The organism is Streptomyces sp. NPDC002130, from assembly GCF_040296465.1.
Lineage (GTDB): Bacteria > Actinomycetota > Actinomycetes > Streptomycetales > Streptomycetaceae > Streptomyces.
Genome location: NZ_JBEOXI010000078.1, coordinates 12,632 through 31,284 on the forward strand (window position 1 = coordinate 12,632; position 18,653 = coordinate 31,284).

19 protein-coding genes and 2 pseudogenes are annotated in these 18,653 nt (G+C 71.0%); 8 read left to right on the plus strand and 13 right to left on the minus strand.

The window, feature by feature from the left end:
* The first annotated feature begins 6 nt into the window (after positions 1-6).
* Both ABT116_RS17195 and ABT116_RS17200 read left to right on the plus strand, forming a co-directional pair.
* Complete coding sequence (locus ABT116_RS17195; RefSeq protein ID WP_351633781.1) at positions 7-1,314, plus strand: hemolysin family protein; 1,308 nt, start codon at positions 7-9, stop codon at positions 1,312-1,314.
* The gene (locus ABT116_RS17200) at positions 1,311-1,670 is read left to right on the plus strand and encodes an MmcQ/YjbR family DNA-binding protein (RefSeq protein ID WP_351633784.1); all 360 of its coding nucleotides are present in this window, start codon (positions 1,311-1,313) and stop codon (positions 1,668-1,670) included. The genes ABT116_RS17195 and ABT116_RS17200 overlap by 4 nt, the downstream gene beginning before the upstream one ends.
* Here ABT116_RS17200 and ABT116_RS17205 read toward each other — a convergent pair.
* A complete protein-coding gene (locus tag ABT116_RS17205) occupies positions 1,632-3,083 on the minus strand; it encodes an MFS transporter (protein ID WP_351633787.1) in 1,452 nt (483 codons plus the stop codon). The two genes, ABT116_RS17200 and ABT116_RS17205, sit on opposite strands and share 39 nt — an antisense overlap.
* 141 nt (positions 3,084-3,224) lie before the next feature.
* Between ABT116_RS17205 and ABT116_RS17210 the strand changes: the two genes are divergently transcribed.
* The 3 genes from ABT116_RS17210 (at position 3,225) to ABT116_RS17220 (ending at position 5,089) form a co-directional block, all read left to right on the plus strand.
* Positions 3,225-4,049, plus strand: a complete 825-nt coding sequence (locus ABT116_RS17210; protein ID WP_351633823.1) for a helix-turn-helix transcriptional regulator — start codon at positions 3,225-3,227, stop codon at positions 4,047-4,049.
* Between the two features lie 28 nt (positions 4,050-4,077).
* A complete protein-coding gene (locus ABT116_RS17215) occupies positions 4,078-4,431 on the plus strand; it encodes a cytidine deaminase-like protein (protein WP_351633790.1) in 354 nt (117 codons plus the stop codon).
* Positions 4,432-4,612: 181 nt separating this feature from the next.
* Complete coding sequence (locus tag ABT116_RS17220) at positions 4,613-5,089, plus strand: hypothetical protein (protein ID WP_351633792.1); 477 nt, start codon at positions 4,613-4,615, stop codon at positions 5,087-5,089.
* Positions 5,090-5,114: 25 nt separating this feature from the next.
* On the opposite strand, the gene ABT116_RS17225 is transcribed toward ABT116_RS17220, so the two are convergent.
* Both ABT116_RS17225 and ABT116_RS17230 read right to left on the minus strand, forming a co-directional pair.
* The gene (locus tag ABT116_RS17225) at positions 5,115-5,453 is read right to left on the minus strand and encodes a P-II family nitrogen regulator (RefSeq protein WP_053669183.1); all 339 of its coding nucleotides are present in this window, start codon (positions 5,451-5,453) and stop codon (positions 5,115-5,117) included.
* Entirely contained in the window at positions 5,450-6,760 is a 1,311-nt protein-coding gene (locus tag ABT116_RS17230; protein WP_351633795.1) for an ammonium transporter, read from the minus strand. Before ABT116_RS17230 ends, ABT116_RS17225 begins: the two co-directional genes overlap by 4 nt.
* Positions 6,761-6,942: 182 nt before the next feature.
* On the opposite strand from ABT116_RS17230, the gene era reads away from it, so the two are divergent.
* Positions 6,943-7,896 carry a GTPase Era gene (gene era, locus ABT116_RS17235; protein WP_502983882.1) on the plus strand — a complete coding sequence of 318 codons (954 nt, stop codon included), beginning with the start codon at positions 6,943-6,945 and terminating at the stop codon, positions 7,894-7,896.
* Positions 7,897-8,280: 384 nt separating this feature from the next.
* Here the strand turns inward: era and ABT116_RS17240 are convergent, their stop codons facing one another.
* From ABT116_RS17240 to ABT116_RS17265, 6 genes are all read right to left on the minus strand, one after another.
* The gene (locus ABT116_RS17240) at positions 8,281-10,086 is read right to left on the minus strand and encodes an ABC transporter ATP-binding protein (protein WP_351633801.1); all 1,806 of its coding nucleotides are present in this window, start codon (positions 10,084-10,086) and stop codon (positions 8,281-8,283) included.
* Complete coding sequence (locus tag ABT116_RS17245) at positions 10,064-10,537, minus strand: lasso peptide biosynthesis B2 protein (protein ID WP_351633803.1); 474 nt, start codon at positions 10,535-10,537, stop codon at positions 10,064-10,066. Before ABT116_RS17245 ends, ABT116_RS17240 begins: the two co-directional genes overlap by 23 nt.
* Complete coding sequence (locus tag ABT116_RS17250) at positions 10,534-10,908, minus strand: lasso peptide biosynthesis PqqD family chaperone (protein WP_351633806.1); 375 nt, start codon at positions 10,906-10,908, stop codon at positions 10,534-10,536. The genes ABT116_RS17245 and ABT116_RS17250 overlap by 4 nt, the downstream gene beginning before the upstream one ends.
* Before the next feature lie 13 nt (positions 10,909-10,921).
* On the minus strand, positions 10,922-12,757 hold the full coding sequence (locus ABT116_RS17255) for a lasso peptide isopeptide bond-forming cyclase (RefSeq protein WP_351633809.1): 1,836 nt from the start codon (positions 12,755-12,757) through the stop codon (positions 10,922-10,924).
* A gap of 109 nt (positions 12,758-12,866) precedes the next feature.
* Positions 12,867-12,980 carry a keywimysin-related RiPP gene (locus tag ABT116_RS17260; protein ID WP_107092234.1) on the minus strand — a complete coding sequence of 38 codons (114 nt, stop codon included), beginning with the start codon at positions 12,978-12,980 and terminating at the stop codon, positions 12,867-12,869.
* A 136-nt stretch (positions 12,981-13,116) separates the two neighbouring features.
* Positions 13,117-13,569, minus strand: coding sequence for an ATP-binding protein (locus ABT116_RS17265; protein WP_351633813.1), 453 nt, complete (start codon positions 13,567-13,569; stop codon positions 13,117-13,119).
* 262 nt (positions 13,570-13,831) lie between these two features.
* On the opposite strand from ABT116_RS17265, the gene ABT116_RS50880 reads away from it, so the two are divergent.
* Positions 13,832-13,954, plus strand: coding sequence for a hypothetical protein (locus ABT116_RS50880; protein ID WP_502983883.1), 123 nt, complete (start codon positions 13,832-13,834; stop codon positions 13,952-13,954).
* Here the strand turns inward: ABT116_RS50880 and ABT116_RS17270 are convergent.
* The 3 genes from ABT116_RS17270 to ABT116_RS17280 form a co-directional block, all read right to left on the minus strand.
* Complete coding sequence (locus ABT116_RS17270; RefSeq protein ID WP_351633816.1) at positions 13,944-15,266, minus strand: GH1 family beta-glucosidase; 1,323 nt, start codon at positions 15,264-15,266, stop codon at positions 13,944-13,946. The two genes, ABT116_RS50880 and ABT116_RS17270, sit on opposite strands and share 11 nt — an antisense overlap.
* An 83-nt stretch (positions 15,267-15,349) precedes the next feature.
* Positions 15,350-15,616: a protealysin inhibitor emfourin gene (locus ABT116_RS17275; protein WP_351633819.1), complete on the minus strand. Its 267-nt coding sequence runs from the start codon at positions 15,614-15,616 to the stop codon at positions 15,350-15,352.
* Between the two features lie 20 nt (positions 15,617-15,636).
* Positions 15,637-16,698: a M4 family metallopeptidase gene (locus ABT116_RS17280; protein WP_351633821.1), complete on the minus strand. Its 1,062-nt coding sequence runs from the start codon at positions 16,696-16,698 to the stop codon at positions 15,637-15,639.
* Positions 16,699-17,032: 334 nt separating this feature from the next.
* Here ABT116_RS17280 and ABT116_RS17285 point away from each other — a divergent pair.
* Positions 17,033-17,884 (plus strand): annotated as a pseudogene (locus ABT116_RS17285) (2-isopropylmalate synthase); the annotation flags it as partial.
* Positions 17,885-18,070: 186 nt separating this feature from the next.
* On the opposite strand, the pseudogene ABT116_RS17290 reads toward ABT116_RS17285, so the two are convergent.
* Positions 18,071-18,337 (minus strand): annotated as a pseudogene (locus tag ABT116_RS17290) (nucleoside deaminase); the annotation flags it as partial.
* Positions 18,338-18,653: the final 316 nt, after the last annotated feature.

Sequence of the window (18,653 nt, forward strand, 5' to 3'; positions counted from 1 at the left end):
CCGCCGATGAGTCCTCAACTCGCCCTGGGCGCCATCGCCCTGGTCGTCGTGGCCTGGCTCGCCGCCTGTGCGGAGGCGGGCCTCGCACGCGTCTCCAGCTTCCGCGCCGAGGAGGCCGTGCGCTCCGGCCGCCGCGGCAGCGCCAAGCTCTCCCAGGTCGCCGCCGACCCGACCCGCTACCTCAACGTGGCCCTGCTGGTCCGCGTCGCCTGCGAGATGGCCGCCGCCGCGCTGATCACCTACGGCTGCCTGAAGGAGTTCGACGGCACCACCCAGGCCCTGCTGGTCGCCATCGCGGTCATGGTCCTGGTGTCGTACGTCGCCGTCGGGGTGTCCCCGCGCACCATCGGCCGCCAGCACCCGATGAACACCGCGACGGTCTCCGCGTACGTCCTGGTGCCCCTGGCCAGGATCATGGGCCCGATCCCGTCGCTGCTGATCCTCATCGGCAACGCGCTCACCCCCGGCAAGGGCTTCCGCCGCGGTCCGTTCGCCTCCGAGGCGGAGCTGCGCGCCCTGGTCGACCTCGCCGAGAAGGAGTCCCTCATCGAGGACGAGGAGCGCCGCATGGTGCACTCCGTCTTCGAGCTGGGCGACACCCTGGTCCGCGAGGTCATGGTCCCGCGCACGGACCTGGTGGTGATCGAGCGCTTCAAGACCATCCGCCAGGCCCTCACCCTCGCCCTGCGCTCCGGCTTCTCGCGCATCCCGGTCACCGGGGAGAGCGAGGACGACATCGTCGGCATCGTGTATCTCAAGGACCTGGTCCGCAAGACGCACATCAGTCGCGACGCCGAGTCCGAGCAGGTGTCCACGGCCATGCGCCCCGCGTTCTTCGTGCCCGACACCAAGAACGCCGGCGACCTGCTGCGCGAGATGCAGAAGGAACGCAACCACGTCGCCGTCGTCATCGACGAGTACGGCGGCACGGCCGGCATCGTCACCATCGAGGACATCCTCGAGGAGATCGTCGGCGAGATCACCGACGAGTACGACCGTGAACTGCCGCCCATCGAGGAGCTCGGCGAGGACCGCTTCCGCGTCACGGCCCGCCTCGACATCAGCGATCTGGGCGAGCTGTACGGCCTGGAGGAGTTCGACGACGAGGACGTCGAGACGGTCGGCGGCCTGCTGGCCAAGGCGCTGGGGCGGGTCCCCATCGCGGGTGCCTCGTCCGTCGTCGACCTGCCCGACGGCCGGGAACTGCGCCTGACCGCGGAGGCCGCGGCCGGCCGCCGGAACAAGATCGTGACGGTGCTGGCGGAGCCGCTGGGCCCGGCGGAGCCGCCCTCGCAGGAGGAGAAGCCGGAATGACCCCGCAGGAGCTTCGCGCGTTCTGCCTGTCCTTCAGCGCGGCGGTGGAGGACTTCCCGTTCAGCCCGGAGATCTCGGTCTTCAAGGTGCGGGGCAAACTCTTCGCCCTGTCGTACCTCGACGCGCGGCCCCTGAAGGCCAACCTCAAGTGCGACCCGGACGAGGCGATCCGGCTGCGCCGCGAGCACGAGGGCCTCATCGTCCCCGGCTGGCACATGAACAAGCGCCACTGGAACACGGTCACAGTCGACGGCGAACTCCCGGACCAGCTGGTCCGGGAACTCATCGAGGACTCGTACGACCTGGTCGTGGCCGGCCTACCGCGCGCCGAGCGCCTCCGACTCGACCGCTCCTGAGACCGTCTCCGCGTCCGTCTTGCGTCCCCGCAGGCCGACGGCGACGAGGACGGCCGCCGCCAGCACGATCGCCGTCTCCACCGCGAGGACCGTGTGGAGGCCTGTCAGCAGGTCCGACGAGGTGGTGGCGAGGACGCCTAGCAGCGGGATGCCGATGGTGATGCCGACCTGCTGGGTGGAGGTGACCAGACCGGTCGCCAGGCCCTGCTCCGCGTCGGGGACACCGGACGTGACCGTCAAGCCGTAGGAGACGATCGCGCCGAGGTGGCACATGCTCGCCAGGGAGACGGCGGCCGTGGCGAGCCACACCGACCAGACGTGAGTGTCCAGCCCCAGCATCGCGGCGGTCAGCACACCCTGCCCGGCGAGCGAGCCGACGAGCGTGCGGCGGGCGCCGAAACGCCCGATGACCCTGGCGGCGAAGGCCCCGGCGACCGCCGACAGCACGCCCTGCACGCCGAAGACCAGCCCGGTCTCGAAGGCGGACAGGCGCAGGGTCTCCTGGAGGTACAGGGTCAGCACGAACACCACCGTCGACATCATCGAGAAGGTGACCAGACCGCCCACGTTGCCCCACGCCACGGTGCGCCGACGCAGCATCGGCAGGGAGACCAGCGGCGCCTCGGCGCGGGACTCGACGAGCACGAACGCGGTGAGCAGTGCCGAACCCGCGGCCAGGGTCGCGATGACGTCGACATGCCCGAAACCGCGGTCGGCGGCCGTCGACAGGGCGTAGATCACGGAGAGCAGACCGCCGGTGACGGTGACCGCGCCGGGCACGTCCAGGCGCGGGCGCTCAGGGGTGCGGGACTCCGGCAGCAGACCGGGGGCCAAAGGCAGCACGATCAGCGCGAAGAGGGCGAGCACACCCATGGTGGAGCGCCAGCCCAGTACGTCGGTCAGGACACCGCCGGCCACCATGCCGACGGTGAAGCCGAGCGAGAGCAGCGTGCCCGAGATGCCGAGGGCGCGGTCGCGGGCCGGCCCCTCCGCGAACGTCGTGGTGAGCAGGGACATCCCGGTCGGCACGATGGCCGCCGCGCCGATCCCCTGCAGGGCCCGCCCGGTCAGGAACGACGCCGGGTCCCAGGCGAAGGTGGCCAGCAGCGAGGCCGCCCCGAACAGGGCGAGTCCGGTCAGGAACAGCCGTCGGCGGCCGAACAGGTCGCCGACGCGGCCGAAGAGGAGCAGGAAGCCGCCGGACGGCAGCGCGAACGCGGTGACCGCCCACTGCAACGCCGACTGGCTCATGCCGAGGTCGGCACCGAGGACGGGCAGTGCCACGTTCAGCACGGAGAAGTCGAGGGCCACCATGAACTGGGCGGCGCACAGGACGAGCAGGACGAGTCTGTCGCGCGTCGACAGCCGTGGGGTGTCGAGCGGAGTGGGTGCGGGAGTGGTGTCGATCGCCATGGGCAAGAGCCTGCGGCCGACGGAATAGCCGTGGGTAGCGGCAGGTTGTCCTGGTGGTCACACCACCAGACACGAGGGGACCGGTCCGTGCCCGTGGACGAGCTCAAGGCCCGGCGGCGAAGCGAGCTGCGCGAGTTCCTGATGAGCCGGAGGGCCCGGGTCAGCCCGGCCGAAGCCGGACTCCCGGACGGTGGCGCCCGCCGCCGTACCCCGGGGCTGCGCCGCGAGGAGGTCGCGGTTCTCGCCGGCGTCGGCGCCTCCTGGTACCAGTGGCTGGAACAGGGCCGGGACATCTCGGTCTCCCCACAGGTCCTCGACTCCGTCGCCCGGGTCCTGCGGCTGAACAACGCCGAGCGCCGCCACCTCTACGTCCTCGCCGGCATGAACCCGCCCGTGCCCGAGGTCGAGCCGGACAAGCAGCGGGACATGTGCAAGGGGCTGCGGCGGCTGATCGACGCGTGGATGCCGTACCCGGCGCACATCATGGACTCGTACTACAACTGCGTGCTGTACAACGACGCGGCCGCGGCCGTCCTCGGGATGCGGCCCGGCATCACGCAGAACTGCATCGTCGACTTCTTCACCGACCCGATGTACCGCTCCCGCGCGCGGAGTTGGGAGCAGAACGCGCGCACGGTCGTCGCGCAGTTCCGGGCCGCCTGCCTGGCCAGCCCGGACGACGAGGGGTTTCAGGCGGTGGTGGCCGAACTGAAGGCGGGGAGCGCGGAGTTCGCCGAACTGTGGGAGCGGCGGGACATCGAGGAGGCCGGGCAGATCCGCAAGGAGATGGACCACCCGGTGGTGGGGCTGCTGTGCTTCGAGTCCAGCGTGATGAAGCTGCCGGCGCGGCCGGACCTGGCGATCGTGCTGCACACGCCGCTGAACGAGGCGGACACCGCGGCCAAGCTGGAGTGGCTGGCGTCGCCGGAGGGGCGGCGCGGGGCGATGTACCCCGTGGCGGGATAGTGGCGGTGCCTGTTCGTATGCTCGGGGCATGACCGACAGCAACGAGCTCGACCCCGAGGACCGCAAGATCGTCACCCTGGCCCGTTCCGCGCGGGCCCGCAACGGCGTGCCCGAGGGCGCGGCCGTACGGGATGAGACCGGACGCACCTATGTCGCGGGCACCGTGGCCCTCGACTCCCTGAAGCTCAGTGCCCTGCAGACGGCGGTGGCGATGGCGGTGGCCTCGGGCGCCAGGTCGCTGGAGGCGGCGGCGGTCGTGACCGAGGCGGAGACCGCGTCCGAACAGGACCGGGCGGCGGTACGGGACCTCGGCGGCGCGGGGACGCCGGTGTTGGTGGCCGGGCCCGACGGGACGGTCAGGACCACCGTGACCGCTGGTTGACGTGCTGGCCGAACTTCGCTGTAACCGCCGGTAATTAGGCCAGTTTTCAACCTTGCCGCCCCCTGCCCCACGCGCATCAATGGAACCGTAAGTTCCGACGGACCGTCAGGTTCGGCTCTCGCGCAGCGTGCCCGCACTCACCTGCCGAGCGGTCCCCCCCACGAAAGGGAGCCGGAATCCCATGAGATGCAAGCGAATCGGAGCAGGTGCGGCGCTGGCGGCCGGGGCCCTCGCGGTCACCGGACTCGCCTTCGCCCCCGCGGCCCTCGCCGTCACCCCCCAGACGGCGACGATCAGCGCGGACTGCGGTGCCTTCGGCAGTGGCGAGGCCACGCTCACGGCCACGCAGGACGGCACCGCCGCCACCCTCACGGTCAAGTCCTCCGCGATCACGGCGCCCATCGCGCTGGGAGAGGACTCGATCTCGTCCACCCTCACCCTGGTGAAGAGCGGCGGCGGCACCGTCGACTTCACCGGCACGGAGAACCCGGCGATAGCCGCCGGGGCCCCGGTCGAGGTCGGTCCCCTCAGCGGCACCGTGGCCTCCGGCGACAGCCTGGAGGCCTTCGGCGGCTCGCTGAGGATGACCGTCTTCGGCATCACCATCACCTGCACGGCGGCCGGGCCGCAGTCACCGGGCCCGTTCGTGTTCGACTGAGAACGACAGCGGCGCGGCCCCGCAGTCAGAGCGCGTCGGGGCCGCGCTCGCCCGTCCGCACCCGCACGACGGTGTCGACGGGCAGCGCCCACACCTTGCCGTCGCCGATCTTGCCGGTGTGCGCGGCCTTCACCACCGCGTCGATGACGGCCTCGGCGTCCGCGTCCTCGACGACGACCTCGATCCGGACCTTCGGCACCAGGTCGACCTGGTACTCGGCACCGCGGTACACCTCGGTGTGGCCACGCTGCCGGCCGTAGCCGCTGGCCTCGCTCACGGTCAGGCCGTGCACGCCGAGTTCCTGCAGGGCGTTCTTGACCTCGTCGAGACGGTACGGCTTGACGATCGCGGTGATGAGCTTCATGCCTGGGGGGTGACCTTCTGGGCGTGGGGGACGACGGAGGAGGAGACCGGGGCGCCGTGGCCCAGGACCCCGTGATCGTAGGCCGTCTCGGCGTGCACCGTAAGGTCCAGGCCGGTCTGCTCCTGCTCCTCGCTCGCGCGCAGGCCCATCGTGACGTCGATCAGCTTGGCGATCCCGTACGTCGCGCCGAACGCGTACACCGCCACCACGACCACGGCCACCAGCTGCTTGCCGAGCTGGCCGAGGCCGCCGCCGTAGAGCAGGCCCTCGGCGCCGCCCGTCATCGACTCCACGGCGAAGACCCCGATGAGGAGTGTGCCGATGACGCCGCCGACCAGGTGGACACCGACGACGTCCAGGGAGTCGTCGTAGTTCAGCCTGAACTTCCAGCTCACGGCGTACGAGCAGACGACACCGGCGGCGAGGCCCACGACCAGCGCGCCGAGCAGCGAGACGGACCCGCAGGACGGGGTGATGGCGACCAGGCCCGCGACCGCGCCGGACGCGGCGCCCAGGGTCGTGGGACGGCCGTCGCGCTTCTGCTCGACGAAGAGCCAGCCGAGCAGGCCGGTGCAGCCCGCGGCGAGGGTGTTGAGGAACACGGCGGCCGCGAGCCCGTTGGCACCGAGCGCGGAGCCGGCGTTGAAGCCGAACCAGCCGAACCAGAGCAGACCGGCGCCCAGCATCACCATGGGCAGGTTGTGCGGGCGCATGGCGTCCTTCTTGAAGCCCATGCGCGGGCCCAGGACCAGGCACAGCGCCAGCCCCGAGGCGCCGGAGACGATCTCCACGGGCAGCCCGCCGGCGAAGTCCAGGGCACCGAGCTTCTCCAGGATCCAGCCGCCCGGGCCCCACACCCAGTGAGCGACCGGAACGTATACGAGCAGCGCCCACACCGGCACGAAGACCAGCCACGCCCCGAACTTCGCCCGGTCGGCGACGGCACCGCTGACCAGCGCGGCCGTGATGATCGCGAAGGTGAGCTGGAAGGTGGCGAAGAGGAGGGTGGGTACGGTTCCCTGGACGCTGTCCGGGCCGAGGCCGCTCATGCCGGCGTGGTCGAGCCCGCCGATGAGTCCTCCCGCCGCGTCCTCGCCGAAGGCCAGGGAGTAGCCGGCCGCCAGCCACACCACCGTCACCAGGGCGATCGACACGAAGCTCATCATCAGCATGTTGAGCACGCTCTTCGTGCGGACCATGCCGCCGTAGAACAGGGCCAGACCCGGGGTCATCAGCAGGACGAGGGCGGTGGCGGCGAGCAGCCAGGCGGTGTCGCCGGTGTCGGCGCTTGCGGCGGCCAGAGGCACGGTGTCTCCAACGGGGTGGGGGCTCCGGGGGCTCGTCAGAGGGTCACCGTCGTGCGTTTCGGGTTGTGCACGGGTGTGTTTCCACGGTGTTTCGTTGCGTGAGGGTTTCGGAAAGCTCACGGTGCCGGGGGCGCGCGGACCGCTGTGCGAAGGGGCTTCGTGGATCAGGGAGAATGGGCGGCATGAGCGTTCGCATGCAGTCATCCGAAGAGTCGGGCGAGACCGTCCACCGCGCCGGCTTCGCCTGCTTCGTGGGCCGCCCCAACGCGGGCAAGTCCACCCTCACGAACGCTCTGGTCGGCCAGAAGGTGGCGATCACGGCGAACCAGCCGCAGACGACCCGGCACACCGTGCGGGGCATCGTGCACCGCCCCGACGCGCAGCTGATCCTGGTCGACACCCCGGGGCTGCACAAGCCGCGCACGCTGCTGGGGGAGCGGCTCAACGACGTGGTGCGCACGACGTGGGCCGAGGTCGACGTGATCGGCTTCTGTCTGCCGGCGAACGAGAAGCTCGGTCCGGGTGACCGTTTCATCGCGAAGGAACTGGCGTCCATCAAGAAGACGCCGAAGATCGCGATCGTCACGAAGACCGACTTGGTGGACGGCAAGACGCTCGCCGAGCAGCTCATCGCGATCGACCAGCTGGGCAAGGAGCTGGGCTTCGAGTGGGCGGAGATCGTGCCCGTGTCGGCGGTCGGTGACAAGCAGGTGGGCCTGCTGGCCGACCTGATCGTCCCGCTGCTGCCCGAGGGCCCGGCGCTCTACCCCGAGGGCGACCTGACCGACGAGCCCGAGCAGGTCATGATCGCGGAGCTGATCCGCGAGGCGGCCCTCGAGGGTGTCCGTGACGAGCTGCCGCACTCCATCGCGGTCGTCGTCGAGGAGATGCTCCCGCGCGAGGACCGCCCCGCCGACAAGCCCCTCCTCGACATCCACGCCTTCGTCTACATCGAGCGCCCCAGCCAGAAGGGCATCATCATCGGCCCCAAGGGCAAGCGCCTGAAGGAGGTCGGCATCAAGTCCCGCAAGCAGATCGAGGCGCTGCTCGGCACACCCGTCTTCCTCGACCTGCACGTGAAGGTGGCGAAGGACTGGCAGCGGGATCCGCGGCAGTTGCGCAAGCTGGGGTTCTGAGGCGCGGGGTGGGTCGCCGCGGTGGGGGGTGTTGCCCGCACGCCCGCCGCGCGGCGGTAGCTGCACGTCGATGCAGCCTCGACCTGCATGTGAAGGTGGCGAAGGACTGGCAGCGGGATCCGCGGCAGTTGCGCAGGCTGGGGTTCTGAGGCGCGGGGTGGGTTGCCGCGGTGGGGTGTTGCCCGCACGCCCGCCGCGCGGCGGTAGCCGCGAATCGGTGCAGCCTCGACCTGCATGTGAAGGTGGCGAAGGACTGGCAGCGGGATCCGCGGCAGTTGCGCAGGCTGGGGTTCTGAGGCGCGGGGTGGGTTGCCGCGGTGGGGTGTTGCCCGGCACGCCCGCCGCGCGGCGGTAGCCGCACGGCGATGCAGCCTGAGGCGGGCTTCAGGCCGTGCGCGGTACGCGAAGATCGCCGGTCTGCTGGGCGAGGATGAGCGAGCGGTAGTGCTCACTGCTGTCGACGAGATCCCGGTGACTGCCGGTGGCGACGACCTGCCCGGCGTCGAGGACCACGATCAGGTCCGCGGCGCGAATGGTCGACATGCGGTGCGCGATCACGACGAGCGTGCACTCCCGCGCGGTTTCCCGCATCGACCGGCGCAGCGCCGCTTCGCTGACCGCGTCCAGATGGGCGGTCGGCTCGTCCAGCAGGAGCAGTCGCGGCCGGGCCAGCAGCGCACGTGCGATCGCGATCCGCTGGCGCTCGCCACCGGACAGAGCCATACCGTGCTCCCCGGCGTCACTGTCCAGACCCTGCGGCAGACGGGCGATCAGGTCCGTGAGGTGTGCCAGCTCCACCACCCGGTCCAGCTCCTCCGGCCCGGCGTCCGGGACGGCGTAGGTCAGGTTCTCCCGCAGCGTGCCGTACAGCACCGGGGCATGCTGTTCCACCAGGCCGACCCGGGCCCGGTGTTCAGCCCTGCCGATCACTTCTATGTCTCGGCCGTCGAAGAGGATGTGGCCGTGATCCGGGTCGTAGAACCGCTCGATCAGTGCGAAGACGGTGGACTTTCCGACCCCTGAGCTGCCGATCAGGGCGACATGGGACCGTTCCGGCGCCTCGAAGGTCACGCCGCGAAGGACGGGGCGGCGCGGTTCGTAGCCGAACCAGACGTCGCGAAACTCCAGCGCGGGCGCCCGCGCCGGGCCGGCGCCGCCCCTCGCCGGGCAGGGCGCCGGAGCCACGGGTCCGGACACGGCGTCCTGCTCCGTGGGCAGCTCCAGCACTTCCGTGACCCTGCGGTACGCGCCCACGCCCTGCTCCATGGTGCTGAGGGACTGGAACAGCATGCCGATCGGCTCCACCAGGTAGATCATGTACAGCAGGAAGGCGGCGAGATCGGCGACCGACCCCTGCCGGTCGGCGACCCGCATGCCGCCGATGAGCAGCACGACGACGAAGGATCCCTTGACGGCCAGCTGGATCGCCGGTGCCACCACGGCGTCGAGCTTCGCCATCCGCACGCTTCCCGCGTAGGCCGACCTCGCGCCACCCGCGATGCGGTCGGTCTCGCGCTGCTCGGCGCGGCTGGCCCGGACGGTGCGGATGGCACCGAGCGCGCGCTCCAGATCAGCGGTCATCGCACCCGTCGCCCGCTGCGTGGACAGTGACGCCACCTCGATGCCGTGCAGCACCGAGACGACGATCACGGTGGCGATCGCCACCATGGCCAGCACGACGAGGAACATCAGCCAGTCGAGCCAGACCATCAGCACCACGATGCCGATCAACCCGATGGCGCCGGTCACCGCTTCGGTGAAGCCTTCCGCGACAAGCAGCCGCAACGTCGTGCTGTCGGTACTGGTGCGCGAGATGAGATCGCCTATGCGGTGGCGGTCGTAGACGGCCATGGGCAGCCGCAGCACATGCTTGATGAGGCCGAGCCGGATCCCCAGGACGATCCCCTCGCCCGTCCGGGCCAGGACGAACTGGGCGAGGCCCTGTACCAGTGCCTGGGCGAGGAAGAGGACGACGAGCAGCACCAGTGCGGGCCCGATCGAGGCACCGGACGCGGTCGACTCGATCACCTGCTTCACCAGCAGCGGCTGGGCCAGGCTCAGAGCCGAGGCTCCCAGTGTCAGCAGGACGGCGAGGGCGACCCACCGCCGGTGGCCGTACAACAGGCGCAGGAAGTCCCACGGGGCCGTCCGGCTCCGCTCGCCGGTCTCATCCGTCGCTTCGGGCTTCATGGATCACGGCCTCACGGCTGACGGAACCAGGAGCGCAGGGCACGGTGAACAGGGGGCGGAAGTAGTCCGGCGGGTGGTTCTCTCCCACCGGCACCCCCTCCGCCTCCACCCAGGCGTGCGCACCGAAGGGCGGCAGACGCCGCGCGCCCACGCACCAGGTCGGCCACTGGCCGTGCAGGCGGCACAGCAGGACCGTGGCCAGGGACCGGGGCAGGCACCCTTCCCGTCCCCCGCACGCCAGACTGACCGTGACCACGGAGTCCCGGGCGGCCCGGGTCTGCTCGAGGGTGGCCGGACGGGCGCCCCGGCGCAGCCACTCCAGTGCGGCCCGTATGCGCCGGGGGCGCCGACGGGCCAGGAGCCGCGCCGCGCCCACGGCGAGCCGGACCGGGATCCGGTGCCGCAGTGGCACCGAGCGCGGGTCGTGGAAGATCGCCTCCGGTGAGGTCATCGCCGCTTCCTCCCCGCACGCCGGCCGCGCGGGTGCGGCCATCGGCCGTGCGTCCGGGACCGCACCGGCCCTGTCGAGGGGGCCGTCGAAGCCCGCTCTTCCGGCCCGCCGGTCGCCTCTGCTCCCAGGCCCGCCGAGTGCAGTCCGCCGACCAGATCCCGGACGTCCTGTCGCGCGGTGCCGATGTCCACCGCGTACTCCTCGCTGAGCGTCTGTGCGGCGTCGGCTTCGGTGCCGCCCTCCAGCAACGTGCGCAAGGCGATCGCGGCGCTGGGATTGAGCGTCCAGTACTGGTCGCGGTCCTCGTCGAGGATCGCGATCCCGTAGTCGGTCTCGGCCGTGAACACACCCTCACGCAGCCTGAACGCCATCGGCCGTCTCCATTCAGCCCGGAACAGCGGTGGTGGCGGTTTCCAGCGAGCGCAGCCACATCTCGCACACCACGGTCTGGTACAGCGCGTCGAACGGCAGGGCCGGGGGGAGGGGCCGACCGCACGTCTCGCGCAACTTCGTCGCGTCGATCAGACCCAACCGGGCCAGGCGGGAGTCCTCGCACAGGGCCAGCAACTCGGCGCGGTGTTCCCGCATCCCGACCTCCGCCTCGTAGGAACCCTCGTCCTTGGTGTGGCGGGTCAGGCTCTCGTCGGGGACGATGCCGCGCATCGCCTCCACGATGAGCGGCTTGTACTGCCAGGGGGTGATCCTGTCCTGCGGCCGCACCGCCAGACCCGCTTCGATCACCCGGTCGTCGTAGTAGGGGGCGGCGAGGGTGAGCCCGGCGCGGGTGGCCAGCTGACCCACCTGCCGGACCATGCGGGAGTTGTTTCCCAGCGCTTCCAGCTCGATGTGCTGCCCGCGCCCGTCGGCCAGTGGCCGGGCGGTACGCGCCGCGGTGCGGATCAGCTCGCGTACGGCCGCGACGGCGTCCGGCGTCGCCCATGGGGGAAGCCGCGGTGGTGTCCCCCAGTCCAGCGCCGGTGTCTCCAAGGGGGGCGGTACAGCGGTGAGCAGGTCGCCGGCCCGGGCGAGCCACGCGCGGTAGGAGCTGTTGTCCCACAGCTGCCGCAGCGTTTCCCGATACGGCCACGGCCCCTGGGCGGCGAAGCCGCGCAGGCGCTGCACGGCCGTCCTGGGGTGGGTCCGGGCCAGCGTGTGCAGATGCGCCGGCGAGCCGGAGAGCAGCTCGTCCCCGCCGAACCCCGTCAGGTGCATACGGGAGCCCTGTGCCGCGGCCAGCCGCGGAATGAGCAGACAGCGGCTGGGATGCATCATCGCGGGGCACGGTTCGTCGAAGTGCTCGTCCACCTCCCGCAGGCCCTCGTACACCATCGGCAACCGGTCTCCGGCGATGACGTGGTGGCCGACGTCGCCCAGCCCGGCGACCGTGCGGCGAGCCCAGGTCACGTCGTCGCACAGGGGATCGAGACCGTCGGCGGTGTAGGCGATGACCTTCGCCGTGCCGCGTGCGGCCAGAGCGCACACCGAGGTCGAGTCCAGGCCGCCCAGATCGCAGCTCACCACGTCCCGGCCCCGGACCCGGACGTCCACCGCCGCCGACAGTGCCTCCCGCAGCGCCGCCGCGCCCTCCGCCATCGGCACCACCGGCTCGGGAGGCGCCCACCACCCGACGGGGTGCCCCCGGCCTTCGGCGTCGAGGGCGAGGTAGTGGCCGATCCCCAGGGCGCCCACACCACGCCAGACCGGTTCGCCGGCCAGTGGGTGCGGCGCGCACGGATTCAGCAGGCGGGTCGCCAGCCGCCGCGCGTCGACCTCCGCGTCGAGCAGGGCGGCCAGCACGTCGGCCCGGTCCGCGGCCACGGTGGCGTCCCCGATCGTGGCGTGGAACACCCGGCGAAAGCCGGTGACGCTCCCCTGGACACGCACCCGTCCGGCGACCGAAGCGACCAGGTGCGAACTCCCGGCCATGCCTCGGGCCAGACCGTCCAGGCCGGCGATCGTCCCGGCGCGGGCGGCCGCCGCGGTGAGCCGGTCGGCGGTGACGGCGTGTTCACCGAGGACCGCGATCTTCGTCCGGCCCGCCTCACCGACGGTCAGGGCACTGGGAGTCCACTGGCCGAGCAGCCACGGTCGTCCCGACGGGTGGCTGACCTCCTGGACCTCGCGGGTGCGGAGCGCGACGGACACTCCGGCCGCCGAAGCGCAGTCCGGAAGGACGACGAACCAGCCAGGCCCCTCGCCGGAATCAGGAAAATCGACCATGCCGATCCCTTCCTGTACGCCGAGCCCTGAGGTGATCAAGAGATACGGGCGGCAGGACCGACGTCCCACCGCCCCTCGGAGATCCTGCGCCGGCGAGATGCCCGGCGGATCAGAAGAACCTCCTCCGGAAGAACCAGAACCTCTCCGGTCCTGCCCTGAAGCCCAGACCGGTCTTGCGGAAGGAGCCGACCGCAGTCAGCGTCGGACGCTCGTAGGTGCGCATGTCGTTGCACCTCCTGAAGTGCGCGCGTCGCTATCGGTTATCTCTTCCACCATAGACACCGACGGGGGTTTTTTACCAAGGGTGCAGGTTCAACCGAAAAGCCTGATTGCGTTACTGATTCAACATTTAGGAATTCTCAGGGATGTTGCTCTGTCACCAGGCTCGCCCACACCGCGTTGCCGCCGGTGAGGGTCGAGCGGGTGATGCCCCAGCTGTCCGCTATCTCGCGTACGAGCAGCAGGCCGCGGCCGCCCTCGTCGTCGGGGCCGGGGCAGCGGTCGGGGATGCCGCGGCGCGTCAGGTCGCCGTCGTGGACCTCCAGCCGGAAGCGCGCGTGCGTCATCAGCCGGACGCCGCACAGGATCCGCTGGCTGAGCGTGTGCAGCACGGCGTTGGTCACCAGCTCGGACACGAGCAGCACGGCGTTCGCGCACGCCTCGTCGGGCACCTGCCACGCGTCCAGCCGCGCGCGCATGGCGTGGCGGGCGGCTCTGACGCTGGTGCGCTGCGGGGGCAGCTCCAGCCAGTCGGTGCGGTCCGGGCGCACCGCGTCCAGGAATCGGGGAGTGGATGTCGTGTGGGGGGACACGGCGATCGCCTTCCGTGGGGGGTGGGCACAGTCAAGGAAGGGGCGAGCGGACAACGGACCGGCCCAGTGGGGGAGTTGCTGCTTCCGGAACCCTGGTCACCCAAGCAACTATGCTCGTAGAGCAGTTCACGCTGCAACTATCTGCCTGACAATTTCAGCGGAATCCCGCGAGGAACCCCGGGGCTTCAACCCCGGGAGGAATCGCGTCCGGTGAGGGCGACGCGGAGCGTCGGGGCGGCTGGAGGTCGTTCGAGTCACGGGCCTGCTCCAGACACCCGGATACGCGCGCGCCGTGCTGCGCGGCGGCTTCCCGAACGCCACCGGGGGCGACGCCCCGACGGACGCCGAGGTCAGCCTGTGGACCGGGGTGGGCATCAAGCCGTAGGACGCTGCGACCGCAGCAGCTGCCGGTACCAGTCGTACGAGGCCTTCGGGGTCCGCTCCAGGGTGTCGAAGTCGACGTGGACCAGGCCGAAACGGCGTGCGTAGCCCTCCGCCCACTCGAAGTTGTCGAGCAGGGACCACACGAAGTAGCCGCGCACGTCGACGCCCGCCTCCACCGCCCGGTGCAGGGCGCGGACGTGGCCGTCCAGGTAGGCGATGCGGTCCTGGTCGTCGACGCCCGGGTACGAGCAGCCGTTCTCGGTGATGACGACGGGCGGGAGCCGGTCGCCGTAGCGGTCGCGGAAGGTGGTGAGGACTTCGGTGAGGGCCTCGGGGACGACCGGCCAGCCGAAGTCCGTGACCGGGTGCCCCTCGATCTCACGCACGGAGAAGGGAAGTTCGGCGGGCATGGTGACGCCGCCGAACTCGATCTCCGCGCCCTGCGGGGCACCGACCCGGGTCGGTGCGTAGTAGTTGATCCCGTACCAGTCGAGCGGCTCGGCGATCACCTTCAGGTCCGCCTCGACGTCGCCCGGCATCAGCTCGCCGATGCCGTCCGGGTACCGGCCCAGCAGCAGCGGGTCCGCGAACAGGCGGTTCAGCAGCAGGTCGTAGAAGTCCGCCGCCTCCAGGTCCGGGGCCTCGGTCGACGCCGCCCAGGTCGGGCCGTGCGAATTGGCGACGCCGATGTCGGTGGCGCCCGAGGCCCGCAGGGCCCGGACGGCCAGGCCGTGGGCGAGCAGCTGGTGGTGGGCGACCGGCAGCGCGTCGAACAACAGCTTCTTCCCCGGCGCGTGCACGCCCAGGGCGTGGCCCAGCAGGGTGTGCTCGGCGGGCTCGTTCAGGGTGATCCACTTCGTCACGCGGTCGCCGAGACGGCCCGCCGCCAGGGACACGTACTCGGCGAAGCGCTCGGCCGTGTCCCGCTCCAGCCAGTCCAGGTCCGCGGGCAGGTCCCAGTGGAACAGCGTGGGCACCGGGCGGACGCCCGCCGCGCACAGGTCGTCGACCAGCCGGTCGTAGAAGTCCAGGCCCTTCTCCGAGCGCACCCGCGGCCAGGAGACCGAGAAGCGGTAGGCGTTGACGCCCAGTCCGGCCAGGAGGGCCACGTCCTCGTGGTGGCGGTGGACATGGTCGCAGGCCACCGCCGCCGTCGAGCCGTCCTTCACCCGTCCCGGCTCGGCCGTGAAGGCGTCCCACACGGACGGCTCGCGCTCGTTCACGCCGCCCTCGATCTGGTGCGCGGAGGTGGACACGCCCCAGAGGAAGCCGGCCGGGAAGCGGGGGATCGGGTTGCCTGCGTCAGTCGCCATGCGCTGGATCATCCGTACCGGCGGTAACGGAAGTCAACGCCCGGGCGGGGAGGAGCCGTTACGCCCCTGCTGTCACGCCCTCGTCACGCCCCCTCCTTCAGCACCCGCGAGATCAGCCTGCGCTGCTCGTCCGTCAGCCGGGGGTCCGCGCAGTACACGGTCTTCCCGTCCACCGTGAGTTGGTAGACGAACCCGTCCGGGACCCCGACCGGTGGCGTGCTCCGGCCGGCGGCCATGGCCTGATCGGCCAGGGCGTGCCAGTCCGGGGCATCGGGCCGGCCCGAGGTGTCCACCTCGGCATGCCGCTCGATGCCCGCGAACCCGCCCGTGCGCCTCACCTGAATCCGCATGGGACCTGTCTAGTACGGAACTACAGGGTCCGCACCCCGACCTGCTCCCAGCCCTTCGACACGGCGTCCAGCTCCTCCCCGTCGCCGAAGCGCTCCCGGGCGGCCTTGACGGTGAGCGTGGCGAAGTCCACGAACATCGCGTCCTGCCTCAGCTCACCGCCGGTCAGCACGTCGTACCAGACCTGCCCGGCCCGCTCCCAGGCGTGGCCGCCGAGGGCCGTGGCGGCCAGGTAGAAGGCGTGGTTCGGGATGCCGGAGTTGATGTGGACACCGCCGTTGTCGCGGCCGGTGCGCACGAAGTCGTCCATCGTCGCCGGCTGCGGGTCCTTGCCGAGGACATCGTCGTCGTACGCCGTGCCCGGCGCCTTCATGGAGCGCAGCGCCGTGCCCGTCACCCGCGGGGCGAGCAGACCCGCGCCGATCAGCCAGTCGGCCTCGGCGGCGGTCTGGCCGAGCGTGTACTGCTTGATCAGGGCGCCGAAGACGTCCGACAGGGACTCGTTGAGCGCGCCGGGCTGGCCGAAGTAGGTGAGGTTGGCCGTGTACTGCGTGACCCCGTGGGCGAGTTCGTGACCGATGACGTCGATCGGGATGGTGAAGTCGAGGAAGATCTCGCCGTCCCCGTCGCCGAAGACCATCTGCTCGCCGTTCCAGAACGCGTTGTTGTAGTCGCGGTCGTAGTGCACCGTCGCGTTCAGCGGGAGGCCGTCGCCGTCGATCGAGTCGCGCCGGTAGGCCTGGAGGAACAGCTCGAAGGTGGCGCCGAGACCCGCGTAGGCCCGGTTGACGGTGGCGTCCTTGCCGGGCTTGTCGCCCTCGCCGCGGACCTTGTGGCCGGGCAGGTCGGTGCCGTGCCGGGCGTCGTGGATCGTGCGCTGCGGCCTGCCGTCGGCGACCGAGGCGACGGCGCTCGCGCCGATGACCGTCGTGAGGCGGCGCTGGGTGCGCTCGAAGGCGTCACGCTGCAGGGTGCGGCGGGCCGGACCGGCCAGCGCGGGGTCCTCGGCCTGGGCGAGCTTGTCGAGGACATGAGGCGGAACGATGGTGCAGAAGACGGGCTCGAAGCCCCCGTGGGTCGTCATGCCCGGCACCCTTGCACTGCGTGACGAGACTGTCACTAGCCGCCACCATGATTGGTGAAATACCGGGACAACGGTCCTCACGCTCCGTGGCGAGTGCTATGGCGAAGTGGCATAGCGCACTTTTTGTCCCATATGCGCGCCCGGTCCCGCATACTGATACGACCCCACGCGCCGGGGAGAGGCTCGGCTAGCATGCTGCGCATCATGCGTTTCGGGCTGCTTCTCCTTAGCTGCCGCGGCGAGGGCCTGTAGTCGAGGCCGACTCCCTCCCCGCGGAGCTTGGTGCTGCGTCGTCGGCCGTCCTTCCGGACACCCCCTGAGGAGCCCCCGCATCATGGCGAACCGCCAGCAGCCCAGTTCCATGCCGATCCACAAGTACGGCCGCTACGAGCAGGTCGACATCCCGGACCGCACCTGGCCGGAGCAGCGCATCACCACCGCCCCCCGCTGGCTCTCCACCGACCTGCGTGACGGCAACCAGGCCCTGATCGACCCCATGTCGCCCGCCCGCAAGCGCGCCATGTTCGACCTGCTGGTCAAGATGGGCTACAAGGAGATCGAGGTCGGCTTCCCGGCCTCCGGCCAGACGGACTTCGACTTCGTGCGCTCCATCGTCGAGGAGCCCGGCGCCATCCCCGACGACGTCACCATCTCCGTACTGACCCAGGCCCGCGAGGACCTGATCGAGCGCACGGTGGAATCGCTGCAGGGCGCCAAGCGGGCCACCGTCCACCTGTACAACGCCACGGCCCCCGTCTTCCGCCGCGTGGTCTTCCGCGGCTCCAAGGACGACATCAAGCAGATCGCCGTCGACGGCACCCGCCTGGTCATGGAGTACGCCGAGAAGCTGCTGGGCCCCGAGACCGAGTTCGGCTACCAGTACAGCCCCGAGATCTTCACCGACACCGAGCTGGACTTCGCGCTGGAGGTCTGCGAGGCGGTCATGGACGTCTGGCAGCCCGGCCCGGGCCGTGAGATCATCCTCAACCTGCCCGCGACCGTCGAGCGCTCCACGCCCTCCACGCACGCCGACCGCTTCGAGTGGATGGGCCGCAACCTGTCCCGCCGCGAGCACGTCTGCCTGTCGATCCACCCCCACAACGACCGCGGCACCGCCGTCGCCGCCGCCGAGCTGGCCCTGATGGCCGGCGCCGACCGCGTCGAGGGCTGCCTGTTCGGCCAGGGCGTCCCTCACCCGGCCGCTCAGCTCGGGTACGGGGCCGTCCACGGCCACATGGGGTGCCACCTCGTGCACGGGGAGTGGCCGGACCGGCGGCGCGGGGGCACCCAACTCGCTCAGCCAGGAGCCGAGTTGTTCGGACGAGGCGACGTAGACGATCCGGCCGAGGCCGACCCAGGCGTGGGCGGCCGCACACATCGGGCAGTGCTCGCCGGAGGTGTAGACCGTGGCGGCCGCCCGTTCCCCGGGCGTGAGGTGCGCCGCCGACCAGCGGGCCAGCTCGAACTCGGGGTGCCGGGTGCGGTCGCCCGAGGCCACCCGGTTGTGGTCCTCGCCGAGGACGGTGCCGTCACCGCCCACCAGGACCGAACCGAACGGTTCGTCCCCGGCCTCCAGGGCTTCGGCCGCGAGTTCCACGCAGCGGCGCAGGTACGGCAGTTCCGTGTCCTTCACGGCCATGGGACCGGCCCTTCGCGAGACGATGTGATCACCAGGACCTTATGGCGCCTGCGCACCAGAGGAAAGGAACGGGGCTGCGGGCCGGGAGGGGCGGCCGCTGCCGCAAAATCCTTTGCCTTCCGGCCCGGTGCCAGCTTCGAAAACCGAAGACCTCGCGATGAAGCGGTTCGATCTGATGCAGCAGGTCAACGTCCGTGGAACCTTCGCGCTCACCCGCGCGTGCCTTCCGTACCTTCAGGTGTCGGCCAACGCGCACGTGTTGACGCTGTCGCCGCCGCTCAACTTTTCGCCGCACTGGTTGGGTGCCCATCCGGGC